This is a genomic window from Cupriavidus sp. GW822-FHT02D05 (assembly GCF_058802485.1).
Window position 1 is genome coordinate 41,874 of record NZ_JBXAOE010000014.1, and the last position, 23,244, is coordinate 65,117.

Genomic DNA, 23,244 nt, shown 5'->3' on the forward strand with positions numbered 1-23,244 from the left:
TTTTTGCTTACCGCCCATTTAAGACCCTGAAGCGACTACAGGGTCAAGTGCTGTCTGCACATCGGCCGGTGCGGGCACCTGAGGTCACCTTTGCGCCACGGTTTAAGCCATAGTCGCGCAAGGGTCATGCTTGCTGCCTATATAATCCGCCGCGTGCGCCGTTTCCTGATCCTGCTTTTCGCCATCATGCTGCCCCTCCAGTTCGCCTGGGCCGGGGCTGCGGCGTATTGCAATCACGAAAGCACGCAGCAGGGCAACGACACCGCCACGGCCATCGCCAACTGGCATTTTGGCCACCATAGCCACGCCCATCAGGGCAAGCTCAGCCAGCACGGCAGCAACGACAGCAGCGACAGCAAGAGCGGCAAGGACAACATCAAGCTGCCCGACCTGGACTGCGCCGTGTGCCACTTTGCCAGCGCCCAACTGGTCTTGCCGGACATGGCCACGAGCGCCTCGCACCACGGCGTAGCCATCAGCTACCGGGCGCTAGCCGCGTCCTACCTGTCTGCGCCCGGCGCCACCCCCGACCGCCCGCAGTGGCCGCTCGCCGCCTAAACGGCGAGACGACTCCCTTTACCTCCAGACTCTCGTCTCGCCGAACTTCCCTGGCTTCTTCCCGGTGAAATTCGATGAGAACACTTGTGATGCCGCTCGGGCTGGCGGCAGCTTTGCTCAGCCCTGCCGCGTTCGCCCAGAACGCGGCGACGACCCCATTGCCCGCCGCGCAAGCGGCGCAACAGATCCCCGAGCCCGTCGGCACGCTCACGCTGGACGATGCGCTCGCCCTCGCGGCCGGGCGCAACTTCACGCTCTCGGCCGCCAGCCATGAGCTCGATGCCGCCGACGGCGGCATCATGCAGGCCCGCACCATCCCCAACCCGGAAGTCGCGGTGCTCCTCGAGGACAACCGCCGCGACACCCGCACCACCACGGCCCAAGTCAACCTGCCGATCGAGCTCGGCGGCAAGCGCGCCGCGCGCATCGGCGCCGCGCAGAAGGCGCGCGAGCTGGCCCAATCGCAACTGGGCGCAACGCGCACCGACCTGCGCGCGGCCGTGGTTGGCGGCTTCTTCGCGGTGGTCATCGCGCAGGAGCGCGTCAAGCTGGCGCGTGGCTCGGCCGAGATCGCCGCCAAGGGCGCACAGGCGGCAATCCGCCGCGTAGCCGCCGGCAAGATCGCGCCACTAGAAGAGAGCAAGGCGCGCGTGGAGCAGGCCAATGCGGAACTCGAGGTCGCCGACGCCGAGGCGGCACTCGCGATGGCACGCCAGTCCCTGGCCGGCCTTTGGGGCAGCAGCGAAGCCCGCTTCCAGGAAGCCGCCGGCAACCTGGACACCCTGCCCGCGCGGCCCGACGGCGCCAGCCTCGCCCAAGCGCTGGACAGCGCGCCGGAACTGGCAAGCCAGCGGCTGGAACTGGAACGCAGGCAGGCCATCATCGGCGTGGAGCGCAGCCGCCAGTACCCCGACCTGACCGTCAGCCTGGGCAGCAAGCGCGACAACGGCTCGGACCGCGGCACCATGCCCGTGCTGGGCGTGTCGCTGCCGCTGCCGCTGTTCGACCGCAACCAGGGCAATCTCTACACCGCGCTGCGCCAGGCCGACAAAGCGGCCGACGAGTACCGCGCCACGCAGGTGCGGCTCGCCAGTGCGCTGCAGCAGGCCACGCGCCAACTGAGCGTATCGCGGAGCTCGGCCGACTCGCTAAAGGGCACCGTGCTACCGGCCGCCCAGCAGGCCTATGAGGCCGCCACGCGCGGCTTCGAAGCCGGCAAATTCAACTTCCTCGACGTGCTCGATGCGCAGCGCACCTGGTTCCAGGCGCGCATCCGCTATCTCGGCGTGGTCGCCAATGCCTATCAGGCAGCCACCACCATCGACCGCATTCTTGGCCGCTAGCACCAAAGGAATTCCATCATGGCAATCAGCAACAAGCAAAAAACGAGCATCGCCATCATCCTGGCGGGCGGCGCCATCGCAGCCGCGGGATTGATCTTCACTGGGCGCGGCAGCGCCGACGCCACGACCGAAGCTGCCCACGCAGCAGGCGCGCATAGCGAAGACGCGGCCCACGGCGACGGCGAGCATCACGGCGGGCCGGCCAGCGCGGCGCACGGCGACGCCGCCCGGCACACCGACGGGGAGCACCACGACACGCAAGAAAAAGAAGGCCACATCGAGATGACCCCGGCGCAGGTCCAGGCGGCCGGGCTCACGCTGCGCACGGCAGGACCAGCGCACATCGAGGGCACGGCATCCTTCCCCGGCGAGATCCGCTTCAACGAGGACCGCACGGCCCACGTGGTGCCGCGCGTAGCCGGCGTGGTGGAAGGCGTGTCCGCCAACCTGGGGCAACAGGTGAAGAAAGGCGATTTGCTGGCGGTGCTGGCTAGCACCGCGCTGTCCGACCAGCGCAGCGAACTGCTGGCCGCGCAAAAACGCCTGGAGCTGGCCGAATCCACCTTCCAGCGCGAGAAGAAGCTGTGGGAGGACAAGATCTCCGCCGAGCAGGACTACCTGGCCGCGCGCACCGCGCTGCAGGAAGCCCGCATCGCCACGCAAAACGCCATGCAAAAGCTAACCGCCATCGGTGCCAGCGGCAACGCAGGCAGCGCCAGGTCGCTCAACCGTTTCGAGCTGCGCGCGCCCTTCGACGGCACCGTGGTCGAAAAGCACCTGGCGCTGGGCGAAGCTGTGGCGGCCGACGCCAACGTGTTCGTCATCTCCGACCTCAGCACGGTATGGGCCGAGTTCGTGATCGCGCCCAAAGACCTGGATCGCGTGCGGGTTGGCGAGAAGGTGAAGATCGCCTCCACCGCCTTCGACGGCAAGGCAGAAGGCACGGTCTCGTATGTCGGCTCGCTGCTGGGCCAGCAAACGCGCACCGCCACCGCCCGCGTCACGCTGCCCAACCCCAAGACGGCCTGGCGTCCCGGCCTGTTCGTCACCGTGGGCGTGACCGACTCCAGCGCCGAGGTGCCGGTGGCGATCGAGGCCGAAGCCCTGCAAAGCAACGGCGATCAGCAGGTGGTATTCGCTGTCGTTCCAGGCGGCTTCCAGGCGCAGCCGGTCAAGACCGGCCGCAGCGACGGCAAGCTGGTGGAGATCACCGAAGGCCTGAAAGCCGGCACGCAATACGTGGCAGGCAACAGCTTCGTGATCAAGGCCGAGCTTGGCAAGGCCGGCGCCGAACATAGCCACTAAGCGGAGAATCCCTCATGTTTGAAAGACTGATCCGCTTTGCCATCGAGCAGCGGTGGCTGGTGCTGCTGGCGGTGGTCGCCATGGCGGCGCTCGGCATCTACAACTACAGCCGGCTGCCCATCGACGCCGTGCCCGACATCACCAACGTGCAGGTACAGGTCAACACCTCCGCGCCAGGCTATTCGCCGCTGGAAACCGAGCAGCGCGTTACCTACCCGATCGAGACCGCGATGTCCGGCCTGCCGGGCCTGGAGCAAACCCGCTCGCTGTCGCGCTATGGCTTGTCGCAGGTGACAGTGATCTTCAAGGACGGCACCGATATCTACTTCGCGCGCCAGCTGGTCAACCAGCGTATCCAGGAAGCCGCGCAGAACCTGCCCACAGGCGTTGCGCCACAGATGGGCCCGATCTCCACCGGGCTCGGCGAGATCTACCTGTGGACGGTGGAAGTCGAGGACGGCGCCAGGAAGGCCGATGGCACGCCCTACACGCCTACCGACCTGCGCGAGATCCAGGACTGGGTCATCAAGCCGCAGCTGCGCACGGTGCCCGGCGTCACCGAGATCAACTCCATCGGCGGCTTCGCCAAGGAGTACCTGGTGGCGCCCAGCCCGGAACGGATGGCCTCCTACGGCCTGAGCCTGCAGGACGTGGTGGTGGCGCTGGAGAAGAACAACGCCAACGTGGGCGCCGGCTATATCGAGCGGCGCGGCGAGCAATACCTGGTGCGCGCGCCGGGGCAGGTCAGGTCCGTCGACGATATCCGCGAGATCATCGTGGGCAGCGCGCAGGGCCAGCCCATCCGCATCCGCGACCTGGCGGACGTGGGCATCGGCCGCGAACTGCGCACCGGCGCGGCCACCGACAACGGGCGCGAAGTGGTGCTGGGCACCGTCTTCATGCTGATCGGCGAGAACAGCCGTGCCGTGTCGCAAGCGGTGGACCAGCGCATGGCCGCCATCAACCGCTCGCTGCCCGCCGGCGTCAAGGCCGTCACCGTGTACGACCGCACCGTGCTGGTGGACCGCGCCATCGCCACCGTCAAGAAGAACCTGGTCGAGGGCGCGATCCTGGTGATCGTGATTCTCTTCCTGTTCCTCGGCAACCTGCGCGCCGCCATCATCACCGCGCTGGTCATCCCGCTGTCCATGCTGTTTACCTTCACCGGCATGGTGACCTACAAGATCAGCGCCAACCTGATGAGCCTGGGCGCACTGGACTTCGGCATCATCATCGACGGCGCCGTGGTGATCGTGGAGAACTGCGTGCGGCGCCTCGCCCATGCCCAGCAACAGCACGGCCGCCCGCTCACCCGCAGCGAACGCTTCCACGAAGTCTTTGCTGCCTCCCGCGAGGCACGCCGCCCGCTGATCTTCGGCCAGCTCATCATCATGATCGTGTACATCCCGATCTTTGCGCTGACCGGCGTGGAGGGCAAGATGTTCCACCCCATGGCGATGACCGTGGTGCTGGCGCTGATCGGCGCGATGATCCTGTCGGTCACCTTCGTGCCGGCGGCCGTGGCGCTGTTTATCGGCGACAAGGTGGCCGAGAAGGAAAACCGCCTGATGCTGTGGGCCAAGCGCGCCTACGCGCCCATGCTCGGCAAGACCATCGCCAACACACCGGTGGTGCTGACCCTTGCCGCGGTGGCGGTGCTGTTGAGCGGCCTGGTGGCGACGCGGCTGGGCAGCGAGTTCATCCCCAATCTGAACGAAGGGGATTTCGCCGTGCAGGCGCTGCGCATTCCCGGCACCAGCCTCACCCAGTCGCTCGCCATGCAGCAGCAGATCGAGACGCGCCTCAAGGAAAAATTCCCCGAAATCGAGCGCGTCTTCGCTCGCACCGGCACTGCCGAGATCGCCTCGGACCCGATGCCGCCCAACGCCTCGGATGGCTACATCATGCTCAGGCCTCGGGCGAAGTGGCCCGATCCGTCCAAGACGCGCGAGCAGCTGCTGGCGGAAATGGAGGCCGAACTGGCAACCATCCCCGGCAACAAGTACGAGTTCTCGCAGCCGATCCAGCTGCGCTTCAACGAGCTGATCTCCGGGGTGCGCAGCGACGTGGCCGTGAAGATCTTCGGTGACGACAACGCCGTGCTGGAGGACACCGCGCAAAAGGTCGCCACCGTGCTGCGGGCCGTGCCCGGCGCAACCGAGGTCAAGGTCGAGCAGACCAGCGGCCTGCCAATGCTGACGGTGGACGTGGACCGCGCCCGCGCGGCCCGCTACGGCCTCAACATGATCGACGTGCAGGACACCGTGGCCATTGCCGTGGGCGGCAAGGACGCCGGCATCTTCTTCCAGGGCGACCGCCGCTTCAATATCGGCGTACGCCTGCCGGAAGGCATCCGTGGCGATGTGGAGGCGCTGCGCCGGCTGCCGATTCCCTTGCCGAAGGGAAATACGGCAGCCGCCAGCTATATCCCGCTGGGCGAAGTGGCCACACTAACGCTGGCCCCGGGCCCCAACCAGGTCTCGCGCGAGAACGGCAAGCGCCGCATCGTGGTCAGCGCCAATGTGCGCGGGCGCGACGTGGGTACCTTCGTGCCCGAGGCGATGGCGTCGCTGGATCGTCAGGTCAAGGTCCCGGCGGGCTATTGGGTCACCTGGGGTGGCACCTTCGAGCAGTTGCAATCGGCCGCCACGCGGCTGCAGATCGTGGTGCCCGTGGCGCTGCTGATGGTGTTCGTGCTGCTGTTTGCCATGTTCGGCAATGTGCGCGATGGCCTGCTGGTCTTCACCGGCATCCCCTTTGCGCTCACTGGCGGCATCCTGGCGCTGTGGCTGCGGGGCATTCCGCTGTCGATCTCGGCGGCGGTGGGCTTTATCGCATTGTCCGGCGTGGCGGTGCTCAACGGACTGGTGATGCTGTCCTTCATCCGCAGCCTGCGCGAAGAAGGCAAGCCGCTCGATGATGCCATCCATACCGGCGCGCTGACCCGGCTGCGTCCCGTGCTGATGACCGCGCTGGTGGCATCGCTGGGCTTTATCCCGATGGCGATTGCCACCGGGACCGGGGCCGAGGTACAGCGTCCGCTCGCCACGGTGGTGATAGGTGGCATCCTGTCTTCCACCGCGCTGACCCTGCTGGTGCTGCCGGTGCTGTACCGGCTGGCGCATCGGCGCGACAAGGATGAGGCTGGCGTGGAAGATGACGCAGGCAGCGAACGCCTGGCTGGCAGCTTGCCGGTGCCACCGGCATTGCCCAACGGCTAATCCTGGCGGCAGCAGGAGTGGCACGCCGCTCCTGCCATCAAGCACCGCTGCGCCATGGCATGGTGACGCGTTCACATGTGTGGCAATGCGTGGCAGCAAGCGGGCTCTTAACCTCTACCCGCCGGGTCTGCCGCGGACCGGGCATGTTGCATCGGAAACTTCAGCTCCGCCACCGTCTCGCCGGGCCGGCTGCGCATGCTCACGCTGCCCCCATGCAGCCGCATGATCGTATCCACGATGGCCAGCCCAAGCCCGGTCGAACCCGCCGAATTGCTGCGCGCGGGATCGCCTCGGTAAAAACGCCCGAACACATGCGGCAGCGCCTCGGCGGCAATGCCGGTGCCCCCGTTGCTCACCTGGATCCGGGTAGCGGCGGTGTCCGCCACGACCCGGATGTCCACGGCGCTGCCCGCGGGCGCGTGCCGCAAGGCGTTGTCGACGAGGTTGGTCACCGCGCGGCGCAGCAGCGTCTGGTCAGCGCGCACGGCGCCCTGGCCTGCAAGTTGCACCTTGATGTCGCGGTCCGCCGCCACGGCTTCGTAGTACTCGGCAACCTTGTCCAGCTCCGCGCGCGCGTCCAGCTCTCGCACCTTCATGGCCACCTGGGCATGATCCGCGCGCGCAAGGAACAGCATGTTCTCGATCATGCGGGCCAGCCGCTCGTATTCTTCCAGGTTGGATTCCAGCAGGTTCTCGTACTCCTGCACCGGGCGGCTATGGCCCAGCGTGACCTGGGTCTGGCCGATCAGGTTGCTGATGGGCGTACGAAAATCGTGCGCCAGGTCGGCAGAGAATTCGGAGAGCCGATGGAAGCCGTCTTCCAGCCGTGCCAGCATGTCGTTCAGCGCGGCGACAAGCGCGCGCACCTCGGTGGGCGCCTGGCCGGCATCGAGCCGCGTGGCGAGCCGGCTCATGGTGACGGCGGAAGCGTCCTGCGCCATGCGCCTGAGCGGGCGCAGGCCGCGCCTGGCCAGCAGGTATCCCAGCCCCGCCGCGACCGCCGCGCCGCATAGCGTTGCCCACAGCATCTGCGTCTGGTAGGCCTTCATCAGCGCCACGCGATACCCGGCATCACGCAGCACCACGATCTCGACCGCGCGCTCGGAATCCCCCAACTGCCCGAGCGCGGAGATGCCGCGCGAGGCGACGCCATTGCGGGGATACCAAGTATGCAGCTGGGATTTGTCGGGCGGTGTGGCCGCCGGCAGCACCGGCAATGCCGGCACCGGCTCATGGCGTGGGTTCAGGGTGACCAGCGGCTCGCCGCCGCTGCCGCGCACCAGCAGGATCAATCCTTCATGGCCCAGCGCGAGATCGGCGAAGCGATGCGTGTCGGCGCGAATCTCCGCCTCCGAGCCCACCTCGCGCAGCAGATGGCGCACCAGCAGCACTTCGCTGACCAGTTCGCTCTCGTCGCGATCCTGCAACTGGGCGGCAAGCGCGCTCGCCAGGTAGGTGCCGACGGCCACCAGGATGGCCACAGTGGCAGCGCCGTAGGCCAGCGCCAGCCGTGCCGTGAGCGATGCCGGCAGGCGGAGTACGGCGCGGATCAAGCGGCGGCCCCTGACATGGACCGGCTCACCGGGCTTCCTCTTCCAGCACGTAGCCCATGCCCCGGCGCGTGTGGATCAGCTTGGCGGGAAATGGGTCATCGACCTTGGCACGCAGCCGGCGGATGGAGACATCGACCACATTGGTGTTGCTGTCGAAATTCATGTCCCAGACGTGGGAGGCAATCAGCGAACGCGACAGCACTTCGCCGCTGCGGCGCGCCAGCAGTTGCAGCAGCGCGAACTCCTTGGAGGTCAGTTCCAGCTTCTGGCCGTCGCGCGTGACGCGGCGCTTGACGGTATCGATCTGCAGGTCCGCTACTTCGATCAGCTCGCTTTCACGCAGCGGGCCGCGCCGCAGGATGGTGCGGATGCGCATAACCAGCTCGGCGAAGGCGAAGGGCTTGACCATGTAGTCGTCCGCGCCTAGCTCCAGGCCCTTGAGCCGGTCGGAAAGCTCGTCGCGCGCGGTGAGGAACAGGACCGGCGTATCGCGCTCGCGCCGCAGTTCCTGGAGCACCTGCCAGCCATCCATGCCCGGCAGCATCACATCCAGCACGATGAGGTCGTACTCCTGCCCGCGTGCGTGGGCCAGGCCGTCCACGCCATCGCGCGCCAGGTCCACCACGAAACCGGATTCGCTCAGGCCCTTGCGCAGGTAGTCACCTGCCTTGGGCTCGTCTTCGACAATCAATATGCGCATAGTTATTCACTCCGGGCCATCAGCCGACCCCGCTAGACCGACACGCTATACGAGGAAGCACCGCCGCAGCCGAAGATGTCAGCATTGTCATGTTGGCGTCACGCTACCGCACCTTTCGATGCAGGTACAATATCGGCTGCTCATTCCCCTGCCCCGATGAAACGCGTCCTTAGCTACTTCCTGTTATGCCTTGCCATGATCGCGCTGCCCGCACAGGGTGTCGCGGCGGCAGTCATGATGGTCTGCAGCGCGGCGCAATCTGTGCAATCGTGGCCTTCGGCGCAGGTGCCATCCGTCGTACTGCCGGCCGATTCGCCGGCCGTGGAATCGATGATGTTACGCCATGCGGCCATGAAGTCGCAGGCGGAAACCGCCCTTGGCAGCCATGCCGGCGCGCATTGCCATGACGCGGCGGACCCGGCCCAGCAGCGGGACGAGATGGTCAGTGAATCTGGCATGACCGGCATGACTGGCCAGCCAGCCCATCAAGACCATCAGGATCACCACGCCAGCCATGGCGCCAGTGGCGCCTGCAGCGCCTGCTCGGCCTGCGCGCTCGGGGCCATCATGCCCACCATCCTGCCTGAGCTCGCCCTGGCCAGCCATGGCCACGCCGCACCGGTAGCCGCCCTGGCCGCCTACGCCGGCTTCCTCCCCGCCCCCTCCGACCGCCCGCCCGCCGCACGCTGCTGACACCCGAGGTGCGTCCAGCGCACGCTCGCCCCCCGTTCGTCTTACCCCGCGCCGTCATTCGCGCATCCCACGAACACTGAGGTTGTCATGCATTTCGTCCGCATTCTTGCGGCGGCTTGCCTGGTGCTCGGGCCGACCTTGTCGTCGGCCCAGTCCAGCGCACCCGCCGCCGATCCACTCGATCCGCGCGCATCCGTGCCGCCGCTGCCGGCACCGAACGTGCTGGCGGGCTACGTGCCATTCCAGGCGCAAGCCATCGCCACATGGCGCGAGTCCAACGCGCAGGTCACGCCGATGGCGGGCAAGGACGCAACGGGCGCCAATGCGCCCATGTCCATGCCCGCGTCGACACCAGCGGCCAAGCCCGCTGCCGCCGGCCACGGCCACCACCACTAAGGAGGCCACATGTCTTTCCCATTGCCAATCCGGCCGGGACTGGCCGCGGCGGCCTGTGCCCTGCTGCTGGCCGGCTGCGCCGGATTTACCGCCGATGGTGGCTTCGGCACCGCGGCCACCGCCGCGCGCGAGCGCCTCGGCAAGGAGGCCATCTGGGTCCGCTCCGACCAGGACCGCGCCGCCGTCTACGAGCGCACCCAGGCCTTGCTGGCGCAGCCGCTCGACGCCGACAGCGCCGTGCAGATCGCGCTGCTCAACAATGCCGGCCTGCAGGCGGCCTTTGCGGACCTGGGCATTTCCGAGGCCGAGTATGTCCAGGCAACGCGCCTGCCCAATCCGGGATTCTCCTTCAGCCGCACGCGCCAGGGCGACGACCTCAAGATCGACCGCGCCATCTCTGTCGGCCTGATGAACCTGCTGGTGCTTCCGCTGGCGGCCCGCATCGAGCAGGACCGCTTTACCCAAACCCGGCTCGCCGTGGCCGACACTTTGCTGCGCCAGGCGCTGGAAACGCGCAAGGCCTTCGTCAACGCGGTGGCCGCGGAGCAATCGGCGCGCTATGCGGAGCAGGTCAAGAACGCCGCCGAAACAGGCGCGCTGTTCGCCCGCGACCTGGCGCGTGCAGGCAACGTCAGCGCGCTCGATCACGCGCGTGAGCAGGCCTTTTACGCCGAGGCCGCGACCCAGCTGGCCCGCACCCGGCAGCAGGCACTGGCCGCGCGCGAGCAGCTCACGCGCCGGCTTGGCCTGTGGGGCACCGGCGCGCAATACCGGCTCCCCGAACGCCTGCCGGACTTGCCGAAGGGGCGTCCCGCCATGGCGGACCTGGAGGGCTATGCCATTGCCAGCCGCCTCGACCTGCAAGCCGGCAAGCTGCAACTGGATAGCCTGGCGCGCTCGCTTGGACTGACCCGCGCTACGCGCTTTATCAGCGTGCTGGACGTGAGCTACCTGCACAACTCGGAAACCGGCAAGCCGCGCGAGACCGGCTACGGCATCGATATCGAGATCCCGCTGTTTGACTGGGGCGGCGCCCGCGTGGCGCGTGCCGAAGCGGTCTACATGCAGGCCGCCAGCCGGCTCGCCGAGCGTGCCATCAATGCCCGCTCGGAAGTGCGCGAGACCTACGCCAGCTATCAGGCGCGCTACGACATCGCCCGGCATTACCGCGACGAGGTAGTGCCGCTGCGCAAGCGCATCTCCGACGAAGGCATGCTGCGCTACAACGGCATGCTGGTCAGCGTGTTCGAGCTGCTGGCCGACGCGCGCGAGCAGGTCGGCGCCGTCAACGGCTATCTCGATGCGCTGCGCGAATACTGGGTGGCCGAAACCGAGCTGCAAGGCGCGCTCGGCGGACGGCTGCCGGACGGCAGCGCATTGCCTGCGCCTGCATCCCCCACCCCGGCCTCGCCCGCCACGCCCAAAGGACAATGACCATGGTTACCCGAAGACAATTCCTGCATGGCTCCGGCGCCACCATGCTCGGCGCGGCGCTGGTGACGCGCGCCGGCGCCGCGGTGCTGCCCGAGGCCGCGCTGCAAGCCAGCCCCGCCACCCAGCCGCCGCTGGCGCCTGCCACTGGCCGCCCGTACAACCCGGTAGTGACCCTCAACGGCTGGACCCTGCCCTGGCGCATGCGCCAAGGCTGGAAGGAGTTCCACCTGGTGGCGGAGCCCGTCGAGCGCGAGTTCGCGCCCGGCATGAAGGCGCACCTGTGGGGCTACAACGGCCAGAGCCCCGGCCCCACCATCGAGTGCGTGGAAGGCGACAAGGTGCGGATTTTCGTCACCAACAAGCTGCCGGAGCACACCACCGTGCACTGGCACGGCATCATCCTGCCGGCGGGCATGGACGGTGTCGGCGGCCTCTCACAGCCGCATATCCCGCCCGGCAAGACCTTTGTCTACGAGTTCGAGATGAAGCACGCCGGCACCTTCATGTACCACCCGCATTCCGACGAGATGGTGCAGATGGCAATGGGCATGATGGGTTTCCTTGTGGTGCATCCGAAAGACCCGGCGCAGATGCGGGTCGATCGCGATTTTGTGTTCCTGATCTCGGCCTACGACATCGACCCCGGCTCCTACACGCCGCGCGTGGCCGAGATGACGGATTTCAATATGTGGACTTGGAACAGCCGCGTGTTCCCGGGCATCGACAGCCTGCCGGTACGCCTGGGCGATCGCGTGCGGATACGCTTTGGCAACCTGACCATGACCAACCACCCGATCCACCTGCACGGGCACCGCTTCGAGGTGAGCGGCACGGACGGTGGCTGGGTGCCCCCGTCCGCGCGCTGGCCGGAGGTGACCACCGACGTGGCGGTGGGACAGATGCGCGCCATCGAATTCATCGCCGACAACCCCGGCGACTGGGCCTTCCACTGCCACAAGTCCCACCACACCATGAACGCGATGGGCCATCAGCTGCCGACCATGATCGGCGTCAAGCAAAAGGACCTGGCCAAGCGGATGAACGCGCTGGTACCGGAGTACATGGCGATGGGCGAGGCAGGCATGGCGGACATGGGCGGCATGGAGATGCCGTTGCCGGACAACACCTTGCCGATGATGACAGGACAGGGACCATTCGGGCCGATCGAAATGGGCGGCATGTTCACGGTGCTCAAGGTGCGCGCCGGACTTGGCCGCAACGACTACCGCGACCCCGGCTGGTATCGCCATCCCAAAGGCACGGTTGCCTTCGAATACGCCGGCACGCCAGGCGCCAGCCAATGACCACGCCAGCCAGAAAAAGGAAAGACAACATGCGAAACAGGAAATCCCGTGCCGCTACCGCCTGGATGGCGGTGGCCAGTGCCGTTGCCCTCGCCGTCCCGTGCGCCGGTGCCTTCGCCGCCGGCAACCACGGCGGCCATCATGCCGGCGAGGCCGCCAGCGCCGCCAGCGCTATTGGCGAGCCTGGCGACGCGGCCAGCGTGAGCCGCACTATCCAGGTCAGCATGACCGACAACATGCGCTTCAGCCCGGCCGATATCCAGGTCAAAGCTGGCGAGACCGTCCGCTTCGTGGTGCGCAACGAAGGCAAGCTACGGCATGAGATGGTGCTCGGCACCGAAGCCGACCTGAAGGCGCACTACGCCGAGATGCTGAAGATGCCCGAGATGGAACACGCCGACCCGAACGCCGTCACGCTCGAAGCCAGCCAGCGCGGCGACATGGTGTGGCGCTTTACGCGCAGTGGCCGGGTGGACTTTGCCTGCCTGCAGCCCGGCCACTATGACGCCGGCATGCGCGGCAAGGTCAGCGTGCGCTAAGCGATTTCGCGGCGCGGCGACGCCGCGCCCTGTATGCAATACCAGCCAACCAGGAAGGAATGCAAATGAACCCCAGCAAGAACCTGCTCGCGCTGCTGCCGCTACTGGCAGCCTTCGCCACCTTGCCGGCCCAGGCCGCCACCAATGCCGGCAATGCTCTCGCCCCGGCCAGCGCGGCGCAAGCCGAGGCTGTGCCAATGACCGATGGGGAAATCCGCAAGGTAGATGCCGCGGCTGGCAAGCTGACCATCAAGCATGGCCCCATCACCAACCTGGATATGGGCGCCATGACGATGATCTTCCGCGTGCAAGACCCGGCCCTGCTGGGTCAGGTCAAGGAAGGCGACCAGGTGAGGTTCAGCGTGATCCGGGCCAACGGCGCGCTGACGGTAACCGCGCTGGTGGTGCAGCCGCCAGGGAAGTAAGAGGATGTTTTTCCGACGTTTATCCGACCCGGAAGAAATCGACCGTCTGCCCCGCGTTGACTGCCCGCTGTAGCCACTCCGGACGCTCGCCGGTACCGTCCCAACTCTGGCCCATGGCGTTGCGGTAAAGCGCCCGGGCTGGCTTTTCCGGGTCGGGGGCTGCCGCCGGCGCAGCAGCCGGGGGCGCAACGGCCAGCGTGGCCCTTGGCACTGCCTGAGCCGGTGCCGGCGGAGCCGGGGGGACAGCGAAACAGCCCGCTTCGAGTAAATCGTCGAGCGTGAGGCCGTGGCGATCCATCTGCTCACGGACCCACGTCGCCGCGGCTAGTTTGGCTTCATCAGACTCTGACATGACTTTCGTAATTGACTTTGCCGCCGGACAGATGGCCGGCAAAGCGGAGGAAGGGGGGGCAATCCAGCGGGTCAAGCCGCCTGTGAGGCAAGATTTTACAGGGTCTTGCGTCTTTGCTGGCGCAGACATTTCCTAAGCGTTAATGCCAGTTGCCGCGCGGCCCCTGGCACTCCCTCCGATCCCGCCAACGCACCGCAAGGTGCACACTCCGTCTCTCGGCGCCCGCCCGCATGCCAAAGCAGCGGCGACACTAGGCCAGGCAGGCGGCATTGACAATGCCGGCCGCCAGCGATACCACCCCCATCAGCGCACCCATGCCGCGATTATCCGCGGTGATTTCCTCGCTGACGCCGCGCAGCGCCCGCGCCACCAGCACATAGGCCAGCACCTGCACCACGAAGGCGCCAAAGCCCCACAGCACGAACATCGAGAAGGCGGCATTGTGCTGGATGCTGGCCGAGAGCGTCAGCGAAAACCCTAGCACCGCGCCGCCCAGCGACAAGGCCGCCGCCACATTGCCCTGGCGTATCAGTTCGAACTCGCGGTGCGGCGTGATCCGCGTGTATACGAGCAGAAACAGCCCCAGCATGGCGAAGCTCGAGAGAATATAGATCAGGTAGGCGTAGACCGGTTGTAGGGGCAATGTCATGTGGATTCCTGGTTGGGTTGGACCGGATTTGGAGCGGATCTGAAAGGGTGCGATGCGGCCTTAGCCGCCGCCGGAGCGCCCAGACCCGCCAAAGCGGCTGGTAAAGCCGCCGCGCGAGGACACGGCAGGCGCCCGGCTGACAGCGGCCGCGCGCATCGACATGCCGCCGCTCGCGCCACGCCCGAGACTGCCGCGGCTCAGCGTGGCCTCCTCGACCATCGTCGCATGCGGCGTGCCCGGCGCCTGGCTCACGCGGGTCAGGTTGCCGTTGCTGTCATAGACACCCATGGGCCGCGAATTGCCGCTCGACATGTCGCGCCGGGTCTGCGTGCCGTCTGGGTGGTAGACGGTGCCGGACTCGGTGTAGTACGGGCCGTACCAGCGGGCCATGCCGCCGTGATATCCGCCGTGATATCCGCCGTAGTAGCCGCCGCCATGGCCACCGCTGCTCGTGCCGGCGCTGCTGCCGTCGCTACCACCCGTATCCGCCAGGCTGGAGGCGTAGATGTTGTCGAGCGGCACGCCCTCGCAATCCTCGGGCGCATTCCAGTCGGCCACGCAATCGGCTTGCGAGGCATAGCTTGCGCGCCGCACGGTTACGGCTTCATCATCGCCATCGTCGCTGCATGAGCCAATCACCGCCACGCCGGCCGCCAGCGCGCAAGCGCCGATCAGCCACAGCGCCGGCGAGCGGGACTTGCGCCGGAGCGCGGGCTGGCCTGACCATGCGGACTGGCTGGAGCCGCTTGCCCGCGGCTGGTAGGAGCTGCCGTACTTTGACGGCTGGCCGCCCTTCTTGCCTTTCTTCTTGGCCATTGCGCTGCGTTTCTCCTTTCTTCGGATTAGCCGTGCTGAAAATAATGCGGGACGAAGAAGCTGGTGTTCTTGGCGATCGGTCCCAGTTCCTCGCGCACGCACAGGCCACTGGGCACGTCGTCGACCAGCCATACGCCGAGCGTGGTGTAGCGATCGTCAAAGCGCTGCGCGCTCGCGTAAGCCTGGTAGATGAAGCCTTCCTCGCCGTACTCGCCGGGATTCTCGAAACGCCCCTGCGGGGTCACCAGCGCCACGCTCTCGCCCTCGCGCGACAGGAACGGCTTCCTGGCGTAAGAGCGCCCGGCAAAGGTGGCTTCGCGAAACGAGGCCTCGAGCAGATTCGGATGGCCGGGGAACAGGTCCCACAGGATCGGCAGGATGGCCTTGTTGGAGAGCACGGCCTTCCAGGGTGGCTCCACCCATCGCACCGCACTGCCCGCCAGCTCCGTGCGATAGTCGGAAGTGGCCATCCATTCCCACGGGTAGAGCTTGAAGACCAGCTCCATCGGCTGGTCGTCGCCGTCGTAGAAGCCGCCGCGCCCATCGGAGCCAACCTGCTCCAGGTCGGTGAGCTTGACCGACCACCCTGCCTGCAGCGCCGTGTCCATCAGGTACTCGACATTGCAGACATCCTCCTGGCTGTCAAACATGCAGGCAAAATGCAGGACCTTGGCGTCGCGATAGTGGCGGCGCAGCCATTGCCAGCGCGACACCAGCGCTTCATGCAGGCCGTTGAACTGGTCGGCATCCGGGCGCACCGCCTCCTTCCAGAACCATTGCGCCAGGCTCGATTCGATCAGCGAGGTGGGCGTATCGGCGTTGAACTCGTACATCTTGGGTACGCCAAGCGCATCCATGGTCATGTCGAAGCGGCCGAACAGCGTCGGCTCGTCGCGGTCCCAGGAGGTGCGGATCAACTCGGCAAAATCCGGGGCAATGGCGAGCCGCGCAAACAGGTTGTGGTCAATCACGTGCTGCACGGCTTCCAGGCAGCGCTGGTTCAGATCGAGCGCGGCGGCATACAGCGCCTCGATCTCATGCGCCTCGAACTCGTAGGCGACGTCTTCGCGCCAGTAGAAGAACGTGTTGCGATCCACCTGGCGCGGCAGGTTTTGCTCGTCGAGCGAGTGGAAGTGAAAACCGATGCGCTCAAGCTGCTGCGGCCAGTCGGCACGCGGGGTCTGGGCAATGCGTTTCATGGCAGGGCGATCTCCGCGGCGCTCGGCGTTGGCGCCGGCGCGGATGCGGTAATGAGGAATTCGTCGAAGGCCAGCGAGCGACGGCCCGGCCTGGGCGTCCAGTCGGTGAAGCGCGTGACGAGAGGCGCCCACCAGCCGGCTGCGTGCTCCAGCACCGCGTGGTGATCCATGGCATCGGACTCGGTCACACCGCGCGCCGGATTGGCCTGCGCCCAGCGCATCCCGGCGACGATGCTGGAGGCCACCTGCAGGCTGGTGGCGGAGTTGTGCGGCGCCAGCGCGCGTGCCCGGTGGATGTCGAGCTGCGAGCCGTGCCACACCGCACCATGGCGCCCGCTCATCAGCAGCACGCCAAGCTCATCCACGCCATCGACGATCTCGTCCTTGAGGATGCGGTGGCTGGCAATGCGGCTGGCGTCGCGCTCGCCCAGCCACTGCATGGATGCCATCGTGGCGCGGGCGGGACGGTAGGCGTAGTAGGCCGTGGGCCGGTAATGCGGCTCGCCGGGCGTGGCACAGCTGAAATACTCGGCAATCGAGATCGATTCGTTGTGCGTGATCAGGTAGGCATCGAACGGACCGTGCAGCGCGGACCAGGAGCGCACACGGGTGCGGTGCCCGGGCCGGTCCAGCACGATCGCCGCATCGCTGCCGTAGCCATGGCGCCGGCCACCGGCAGGCAGCGCGGGCTCGTGGCTGCCCCAGCCCAGTTCGGCGTCCTGCAGGCATTCCGTGATGAAGCCGTCGGCCGACCAGGTATTGGCGAATTCGCCGTGCGCCGGATAGCCCGGGGCGCACTGGCTGTCGTGCTCCGCCACCTGGATCACGCGCACGTCGAGCCGGCGCGCGAGCCGGGCCCAGCCAGCCTGGTCCTGCGGTGGGGTGTCCGGCACGCCGGCGTGCCGCGCGAGTTTCAGCAAGGCCGCCTTGACCAGTAGCGAGACCAGCCCGGGATTGGCGCCATGAGCAACCAGCGCGGTGGACATCCGCTCGCGGCCGCGGGCAAATGCCAGCATCTCGCTGCGCAGAGCGTAGTTGCTCAGATGGGATGAGGCAGCGCCGTCTTCGTAGTCCCATGGTTCGATGCCGCTATCCAGGTAGAGCGCATGGTGTGCCTGCGCCAGCGCGATCAGGTCGCGGCTGCACACGGCGGGCGCCAGGTTAAGCAGGCAGGTTTGCGCCCCCAGCAGCGGACTCAGCACCCGCGCAAAGTTGTCCGGCGCTACCGTGGCATGCAGCGGCGTGGCCCGGTATTGCCGGGCCAGCGCCAGGCGGTGGGCGTCCATGGCCCGGTCGACAACCGTAACCGCCGCTTCCGGGTGCGCCTGCGCCAGCAAGGGCAGGATGGCCTGGCCGATGCAGCCAAAACCGACAATGACGATATGCTCGATGCGCTTGCTAGACATGATGACAAACAACGTGCCGGGCCAACACGCGGGCTGGGCCGGCAAAATTCAAAGAAAAATGAGGACGAAGGCGATGGACCCGCTCAGGGCACCCACCAGTACCGCGTGATGTGAAAGAAGATCGGCGCGGCGAACACCACCGAATCCAGCCTGTCCAGCATACCGCCGTGGCCCTGGATCATCTGGCCCCAGTCCTTGATGTTGCGGTCGCGCTTGATGGCCGACATCACCAGCCCGCCCAGGAAGCCCATCAAGGCGATCACCAGCGCGATCAGCCCCGCCTTCCAGGGTGAGCCGTATGGCGTGATCCACCAAAGCGAGGCGCCCAGCGCGGTGGCGCTGGCCACGCCGCCGACAAAGCCTTCCACGGTCTTGGACGGCGACAGCAGCGGCGCGATCTTGGTCTTGCCTAGCAGCTTGCCCCACACGTACTGCAGCACGTCGCTGCCCTGCACCACGATCACCAGGAATGCGATCAACAGCAGGTTGCGATCCTCGAAGCCCGGAATCGGCAAGGTCAGCAACGCCGGCACATGCGATACGCAGAACACGCAGATCATCACCGCCCACTGCACCCCCGCGCAACGCTCGAGAAAGCGCGTGGTCTCCGCAGACAGCGCTGAAAGTATGGGCAGGATCAGGAAAGCGTAGACCGGGATTAAGATGGAAAACAACCCATACCAGCCGGTGTACACCAGCACGTATTGCAACGGCAGGAAGACGAAGAAGGCGGCGACGATGGCGCGATGGTCCCCCCGCCGCGTGGTGGTGATGGTGATGAACTCGCGCAAGGCGAAGAACGACAGCAGGTAGAACAACACGATGATGGCGGTGCGCCCCATCACGAACGCTACCCCTAGCACGCCGATCATCCACCACCATGCCGATACGCGCGCGGCAAGGTTGTCGATGACCGCGTGCGGGCCGCCCCCGGCCACGCGCCAGCGCAGCAGCGCGGTCACCGTGGAAGCCAGCACGAGTACGCCCAGCACGCCGCCAAACAGCAGCCAGGTCTCATGCATCATGGTCAGGTGAGGAAAGGTCATGGGTTCTTAGTCCAGCGCGGGCGCCAGCGTCAGCAGGCCGTCCCGGCAGCGCGCCAGGAAATCATCCTTGGCTTCTTCCGCGCCCAGGGTCAGCGGCTTGCCGAAAGTCACGGTGCACAGCAGCGGCACCGGCACGATCTCGCCCTTGGGCATCACGCGGTTGAGGTTGTCGATCCACACGGGCACGAACTCGATCTGTGTGCAAACCTTCGCCAGGTGGTAGATGCCGCTCTTGAAGGGCAGGAGCCGTTCGTCGGTGGTATTGCGCGTGCCCTCGGGAAACAGGATCAGCGAGTCGCCTTTGCGCACCGCCTGCTGCATCAGGGCCACGGGATCGCTGCCCGGCTCGCTGCGGGTGCGATCGATCAGCAGCGCGTTGAATACATCCTTGCCGATAAAGCGGCGCAACGCCGACTTGTTCCAGTAATCCGCGCCGGCCACGGGCCGCGTGAGCGAGCGCAGCTCCGGCGGCAGGCAGCCCCAGATCAGCACGAAGTCGCCGTGGCTGCTGTGATTGGCAAAATAGATACGCTGCGCCGCGGCGGGCATGCAGCCGTTCCAACGCGCCTGCATACCGGTCAGCAAGCGCGCGAACAGGATGATGGCGCGCGCCACCAGTCTGGAAATCCACATCGTGTGTTATCTCAGCAGCAGTAGCAGCAAGGCCACCAGCAATTGCAGGGCAGCGAGTCCCGCGGCCCAGTGGAGAAAGCGCAAAGCGCCGCGAGCGCGCTGCACCAGGGATCGCCCGCCGGCCTCGGGACCCGCCCATCCGAGCAGCCCCAGCGCCTGGTCCAGCGAGGCCAGCGTCGAGACTGGATCGGCGATGCGCAAGGCCTCGGCAAGCGCCGCAAACAAGCGGCGGTCGATTGCCACGCGGATCAGCAGCCACAGCTGGACAGCGCCGAGCAACGCCGCCACGATGCCAAGCACCAGATAGACCTGCCCCGCCGGCGACAAGGTACCGGCCAGCAGCAGATTGATGAGTGCCAGCACCAACCCGGCCCAGAGCACGCGGCCGGCGCCATCGAGGCCACCCACCGCAGCCTGCGCCATCCAGTGCCCGGCGGCAGCATCCAGGTGATGGTCGTCATGCATCGGAACGGACATGGCCTGCTCCCCCAGAAGACTGTGCGGCCGCCTGCCGGCGGCGGATGAATTGCGACAGCGCCGCCACGCTATCCGGGCCCAGCACCACGGCCGGGCGCCCCTTGCGCAGCAGGGCCAGCGCCTGCCCGGCATCGCGCGCGCCGGCGTGGCCCGCGAGCCAGGCGGCGGCCACCAGCGCGCTGCGCGAATAACCAAGCGCGCAGCATACAAGCACCTTGCGGCCATCGCGATGCCATGATTCAAGCACGGCCACCGCTTCGTCCAGTTGCGCCGGCGCGGGCACCGTCAGGTCCAGCACCGGCACGCAGCGGTACCAGGCGGCATCCGCCAGCCGCGGCAACTCGGCGGTCAGGTCGAGCACGGCATCGGCCCCGAGGCGGCGCAATTCGGCGCCGCCGGGGAAGCGGCCGACCCAGAGGCCGGGCACGATCTGGCTGGCGCCGGGCTGGCGGCGCGTCCACCAGCGTGAGTTGGCCAGCGCGCCCAGCAGGTAGGGCGCCAGCACCCAGCGCGCGGCCATCGGCATGGTGCCGTCGTGCCGCTTCTGGAACATGGCCGGAACGCCCTGCCGGTAGATCGCCGCGACGCAAGCCAGCGACAGGGCCAGCCAGCCCAGCAGCAAGGCGGCCAGGGCCGAGGCGGGCAACAACGCCAGCGCTACCGCCCCGACGGACAGTGCGCCCACTGCGTAGCGCCCGGCCAGTTGCCGCGTTCGCACGCGGGCAGCGGGCACCGCATTGCCCTGCCCCATCCCGAAGGGAAACAGGAAAACGCAGAACCAGCCCACCAGCCAGCCGGTGGGCACGTCGATGACATGGTGCTGGTACGTGGTCAGCACCGACACACCGATCAGCGCGAACCAGCCGTGCAGCAGCCAGCGCCAGGCCCCGCGCGCGTGCACGGCATAGGCCACCCACAGGATCACCAGCAGGCTGATGTGCAGTGACGGCGCCTGGTTGAACGGCTTGTCGAAGCCGCCCAGCAACGTGAAGAGGTGGCCGGGCACGCCGTCGGCCTGCGGGCGATCAAAGGCGAATCGCAGCGGAAAGGCAATGAAGCAGGCAACCGAGATCAGTTGCGCCGCCAGCAAGCGCTTGGCATGGACGAGCAGGTCGGCACGCGTGCGCCAGAGGAAAAAGGACAGGCCGTAGAGCAGGTCGATCGACCAGTACGGCACGATGCTCCAGGGCACAAAGGGAATATGCCGCTCCCATTCAAAATAGAAGAACGGGACGTCGGCACGCTGGCTCGCCAGCCAGTTGGCCAGCCCATAGGACGAGAAAAACAAGGCGCCCATGCCGGCCAGCAGGACCAGGGCAAGGCCCCAGGGGCGAGCCTCGGCAGCGCCCGGCTCCCCTGCGGCCATGTCCGCGGCCCCGTCTTCGGCCTGCTGGCGCAGCATCACGCGACCCTGCGCGCCAGGCTGACTGTGAAGATGCCCCACGGGTCGATGCGCTGCGCGATCTTCTCGAAGCCGGCTTGCCGGACCAGTTCATCCATCTCCGCTTGCGAGCGGCGCCGCATCACCCAGGCCGAGCCTGCGCGATGGCTGGTGAGCGCCCGCGCAATGAACTCGAGCTGCGGATGCCAGGGCTGCCCGGTATAGACCAGGTAGCCGCCCGGCGCCACCGCCCGCGACAGGCCGCCAAGCGAACGAGACACCATGCCGTTGTCGCCGAACAGCTCATACAGGCCTGAGACGATGGCCAGCGTGGGGGCCGGATCGAGCGCGGCGAGATCGTCGCCGTCGAAGGCGTCGCCCTTCTCGAAGCGGGCAATATCGGACAGGCCCTTGCTGCGGATCAGCGCGCGGCCCTGTTGCACGTTGATATCGCTGTAGTCGCGCAGCAGGATGCTCTGCACCTGTTGCGCGGCCGCTCCGTTGATGCCCTTGGCTGCCAGCGCCTCCAGCACGTAGCGGCCATGGCCCGCGGCGATATCGACGATGCGCACCGGCACGCCGGCGGCGCGCAGGCTGCCGATGGCAACGCCAAGCAGCTCCTCGATGTTCACCTTGCGCTGGCGGATGCCCCGCCAGCCAATCGCGTCCAGGTAGTTGCGGTCGACCATCGAGCCGACGCCAAACCGCCCCTGCGCCTTGTTGCAGTAGACGTAGTCGAGCGTGGAGCCAGAATCGAAACCGGTCTTGTGCCCGAGCCGCACCCCGTCGGACAGCAGGCCGCCGAACTTCAGGCCGGCGCGCGTGAGGCCCCAGTAAATGCCTGCCGGGCTGGCCGCGGACAGCGGCTGCGCCAGCCGGTCGGACTCATCCTTGAAGGCGCCGCCGCGATCGGCGTTCAGCAAGGAGACCGGCGCCGATGGCGTCTCGAATTCGCGCACGATAAAGCGCCGCGCCGCCGCCACGGCCTGCGCGCGGTCGCGCTCGCCCAAGGTGTCGTGGTAGAAGCCGTCCAGCACGATGCGCTCCTTGACGCTGGAGCCCAGCCGCTCATAGAACGCATCCTGCGGGCCGCGATGCACCACCCAGTCCGCGCCGGAGATCAGCAACTGCGTGGGCACGGTGATGGCGGCCGCATCGGCCACGATGCGATCAGCCGTCTCGTAGAGATCCAGCAGGATATTGACGGCAATCGGGCGCGTAATCAGCGGATCTTGCTGGTAACTGGCGACCCGGTCGGGATCGTGCGTGAGAAACCTGGCCTTGACGTAGCTGTTGACGAAGAACTTGCCCCGCAGCTTGTGCATGAGCTTGAGGCCCGGCCGCGCCAGCGGCACGTAGAGCTTGACCTTGAACGCCGGCGAAGCCAGCACAAGGGCGCGGATCCGCGGCGCGTAGTCGTGCACCCACGTTGACGCCAGGACAGCGCCAACGCTCTGCGCGACCACGGCAATGCGCTCTACCGGAATGCCGTGCTCGGTGGCGATGTGGTCGATGAACGTCTGGATATCGCGCACCGACGTGGCCAGGCTGGGGCTATAGCCGCGCTCGCCCGGCGAACGGCCATGGCCACGCGCGTCCCAGGCGAAGAAGGCGTGGCCGGGCAAGCCCAGTTCGTCCACCAGGTGGGCGATGCGGCCCGAATGCTCGTGCCCGCGGTGAAACAGCACAACGGCGCCCTGCGGCGCCTGGCCTGTGGCAGGCGCCGCAGGCCAGTGGCGATAGAACAGCGACTGGCCATCGTGGGTTTCGAACTGTGACTCAATAGCGGTACGGCCGGTTTGACTATCCACGTA

Annotated in this window: 22 protein-coding genes; 10 read left to right on the plus strand and 12 right to left on the minus strand. The window is 67.2% G+C overall.

Annotation, left to right across the window (positions count from 1 at the left end):
• Positions 1–126: 126 nt before the first annotated feature.
• From czcI to AC1RQK_RS19450, 4 genes are all read left to right on the plus strand, one after another.
• The gene (gene czcI / locus AC1RQK_RS19435; protein WP_492810584.1) at positions 127–558 is read left to right on the plus strand and encodes a cation efflux protein, CzcI family; all 432 of its coding nucleotides are present in this window, start codon (positions 127–129) and stop codon (positions 556–558) included.
• Between the two features lie 74 nt (positions 559–632).
• A complete protein-coding gene (locus tag AC1RQK_RS19440) occupies positions 633–1,901 on the plus strand; it encodes a TolC family protein (RefSeq protein ID WP_492810586.1) in 1,269 nt (422 codons plus the stop codon).
• Between the two features lie 18 nt (positions 1,902–1,919).
• Positions 1,920–3,206, plus strand: coding sequence for an efflux RND transporter periplasmic adaptor subunit (locus AC1RQK_RS19445; RefSeq protein WP_492374692.1), 1,287 nt, complete (start codon positions 1,920–1,922; stop codon positions 3,204–3,206).
• 14 nt (positions 3,207–3,220) lie between these two features.
• Entirely contained in the window at positions 3,221–6,427 is a 3,207-nt protein-coding gene (locus AC1RQK_RS19450) for a CusA/CzcA family heavy metal efflux RND transporter (RefSeq protein WP_492810588.1), read from the plus strand.
• 107 nt (positions 6,428–6,534) lie between these two features.
• On the opposite strand, the gene AC1RQK_RS19455 is transcribed toward AC1RQK_RS19450, so the two are convergent.
• Both AC1RQK_RS19455 and AC1RQK_RS19460 read right to left on the minus strand, forming a co-directional pair.
• The gene (locus AC1RQK_RS19455; RefSeq protein ID WP_492374690.1) at positions 6,535–7,980 is read right to left on the minus strand and encodes a heavy metal sensor histidine kinase; all 1,446 of its coding nucleotides are present in this window, start codon (positions 7,978–7,980) and stop codon (positions 6,535–6,537) included.
• Positions 7,981–8,005: 25 nt separating this feature from the next.
• Positions 8,006–8,680: a heavy metal response regulator transcription factor gene (locus tag AC1RQK_RS19460; RefSeq protein ID WP_492374689.1), complete on the minus strand. Its 675-nt coding sequence runs from the start codon at positions 8,678–8,680 to the stop codon at positions 8,006–8,008.
• A gap of 156 nt (positions 8,681–8,836) precedes the next feature.
• On the opposite strand from AC1RQK_RS19460, the gene AC1RQK_RS19465 reads away from it, so the two are divergent.
• The 6 genes from AC1RQK_RS19465 (at position 8,837) to AC1RQK_RS19490 (ending at position 13,471) form a co-directional block, all read left to right on the plus strand.
• Entirely contained in the window at positions 8,837–9,373 is a 537-nt protein-coding gene (locus tag AC1RQK_RS19465) for a hypothetical protein (protein WP_492810591.1), read from the plus strand.
• Between the two features lie 87 nt (positions 9,374–9,460).
• Positions 9,461–9,769 (plus strand): hypothetical protein, encoded by a 309-nt coding sequence (locus tag AC1RQK_RS19470; protein WP_492810592.1) that lies wholly within the window; start codon positions 9,461–9,463, stop codon positions 9,767–9,769.
• A 9-nt stretch (positions 9,770–9,778) separates the two neighbouring features.
• Positions 9,779–11,203 carry a TolC family protein gene (locus AC1RQK_RS19475; protein ID WP_492810594.1) on the plus strand — a complete coding sequence of 475 codons (1,425 nt, stop codon included), beginning with the start codon at positions 9,779–9,781 and terminating at the stop codon, positions 11,201–11,203.
• Between the two features lie 2 nt (positions 11,204–11,205).
• Complete coding sequence (locus AC1RQK_RS19480) at positions 11,206–12,507, plus strand: multicopper oxidase family protein (RefSeq protein ID WP_183034553.1); 1,302 nt, start codon at positions 11,206–11,208, stop codon at positions 12,505–12,507.
• Between the two features lie 29 nt (positions 12,508–12,536).
• Positions 12,537–13,046: a cupredoxin domain-containing protein gene (locus tag AC1RQK_RS19485; protein ID WP_492810596.1), complete on the plus strand. Its 510-nt coding sequence runs from the start codon at positions 12,537–12,539 to the stop codon at positions 13,044–13,046.
• Between the two features lie 65 nt (positions 13,047–13,111).
• A complete protein-coding gene (locus AC1RQK_RS19490; RefSeq protein ID WP_492373636.1) occupies positions 13,112–13,471 on the plus strand; it encodes a copper-binding protein in 360 nt (119 codons plus the stop codon).
• Between the two features lie 19 nt (positions 13,472–13,490).
• On the opposite strand, the gene AC1RQK_RS19495 is transcribed toward AC1RQK_RS19490, so the two are convergent.
• The 10 genes from AC1RQK_RS19495 to AC1RQK_RS19540 all read right to left on the minus strand — a co-directional run bounded on the left by AC1RQK_RS19495 (position 13,491) and on the right by AC1RQK_RS19540 (position 23,241).
• The gene (locus AC1RQK_RS19495; protein WP_492373637.1) at positions 13,491–13,823 is read right to left on the minus strand and encodes an H-NS family nucleoid-associated regulatory protein; all 333 of its coding nucleotides are present in this window, start codon (positions 13,821–13,823) and stop codon (positions 13,491–13,493) included.
• Positions 13,824–14,073: 250 nt separating this feature from the next.
• On the minus strand, positions 14,074–14,472 hold the full coding sequence (locus tag AC1RQK_RS19500; RefSeq protein WP_441637696.1) for a DUF350 domain-containing protein: 399 nt from the start codon (positions 14,470–14,472) through the stop codon (positions 14,074–14,076).
• A gap of 60 nt (positions 14,473–14,532) precedes the next feature.
• Complete coding sequence (locus AC1RQK_RS19505) at positions 14,533–15,288, minus strand: hypothetical protein (RefSeq protein ID WP_492810599.1); 756 nt, start codon at positions 15,286–15,288, stop codon at positions 14,533–14,535.
• A gap of 26 nt (positions 15,289–15,314) precedes the next feature.
• Positions 15,315–16,487 carry a glutathionylspermidine synthase family protein gene (locus AC1RQK_RS19510; protein ID WP_492810601.1) on the minus strand — a complete coding sequence of 391 codons (1,173 nt, stop codon included), beginning with the start codon at positions 16,485–16,487 and terminating at the stop codon, positions 15,315–15,317.
• The gene (locus tag AC1RQK_RS19515; RefSeq protein WP_492810603.1) at positions 16,484–17,893 is read right to left on the minus strand and encodes a saccharopine dehydrogenase NADP-binding domain-containing protein; all 1,410 of its coding nucleotides are present in this window, start codon (positions 17,891–17,893) and stop codon (positions 16,484–16,486) included. The genes AC1RQK_RS19510 and AC1RQK_RS19515 overlap by 4 nt, the downstream gene beginning before the upstream one ends.
• An 83-nt stretch (positions 17,894–17,976) precedes the next feature.
• Positions 17,977–18,939: a phosphatidate cytidylyltransferase gene (locus AC1RQK_RS19520; RefSeq protein WP_492810605.1), complete on the minus strand. Its 963-nt coding sequence runs from the start codon at positions 18,937–18,939 to the stop codon at positions 17,977–17,979.
• Between the two features lie 6 nt (positions 18,940–18,945).
• Positions 18,946–19,572: a lysophospholipid acyltransferase family protein gene (locus AC1RQK_RS19525; protein WP_492810607.1), complete on the minus strand. Its 627-nt coding sequence runs from the start codon at positions 19,570–19,572 to the stop codon at positions 18,946–18,948.
• A 6-nt stretch (positions 19,573–19,578) separates the two neighbouring features.
• Positions 19,579–20,049, minus strand: coding sequence for a hypothetical protein (locus AC1RQK_RS19530; RefSeq protein WP_492373642.1), 471 nt, complete (start codon positions 20,047–20,049; stop codon positions 19,579–19,581).
• Positions 20,030–21,451: a phosphatase PAP2/dual specificity phosphatase family protein gene (locus tag AC1RQK_RS19535; RefSeq protein WP_492810755.1), complete on the minus strand. Its 1,422-nt coding sequence runs from the start codon at positions 21,449–21,451 to the stop codon at positions 20,030–20,032. Before AC1RQK_RS19535 ends, AC1RQK_RS19530 begins: the two co-directional genes overlap by 20 nt.
• The gene (locus AC1RQK_RS19540; RefSeq protein ID WP_492373643.1) at positions 21,451–23,241 is read right to left on the minus strand and encodes a bifunctional alpha/beta hydrolase/class I SAM-dependent methyltransferase; all 1,791 of its coding nucleotides are present in this window, start codon (positions 23,239–23,241) and stop codon (positions 21,451–21,453) included. The genes AC1RQK_RS19535 and AC1RQK_RS19540 overlap by 1 nt, the downstream gene beginning before the upstream one ends.
• Between the last annotated feature and the right edge of the window lie 3 nt (positions 23,242–23,244).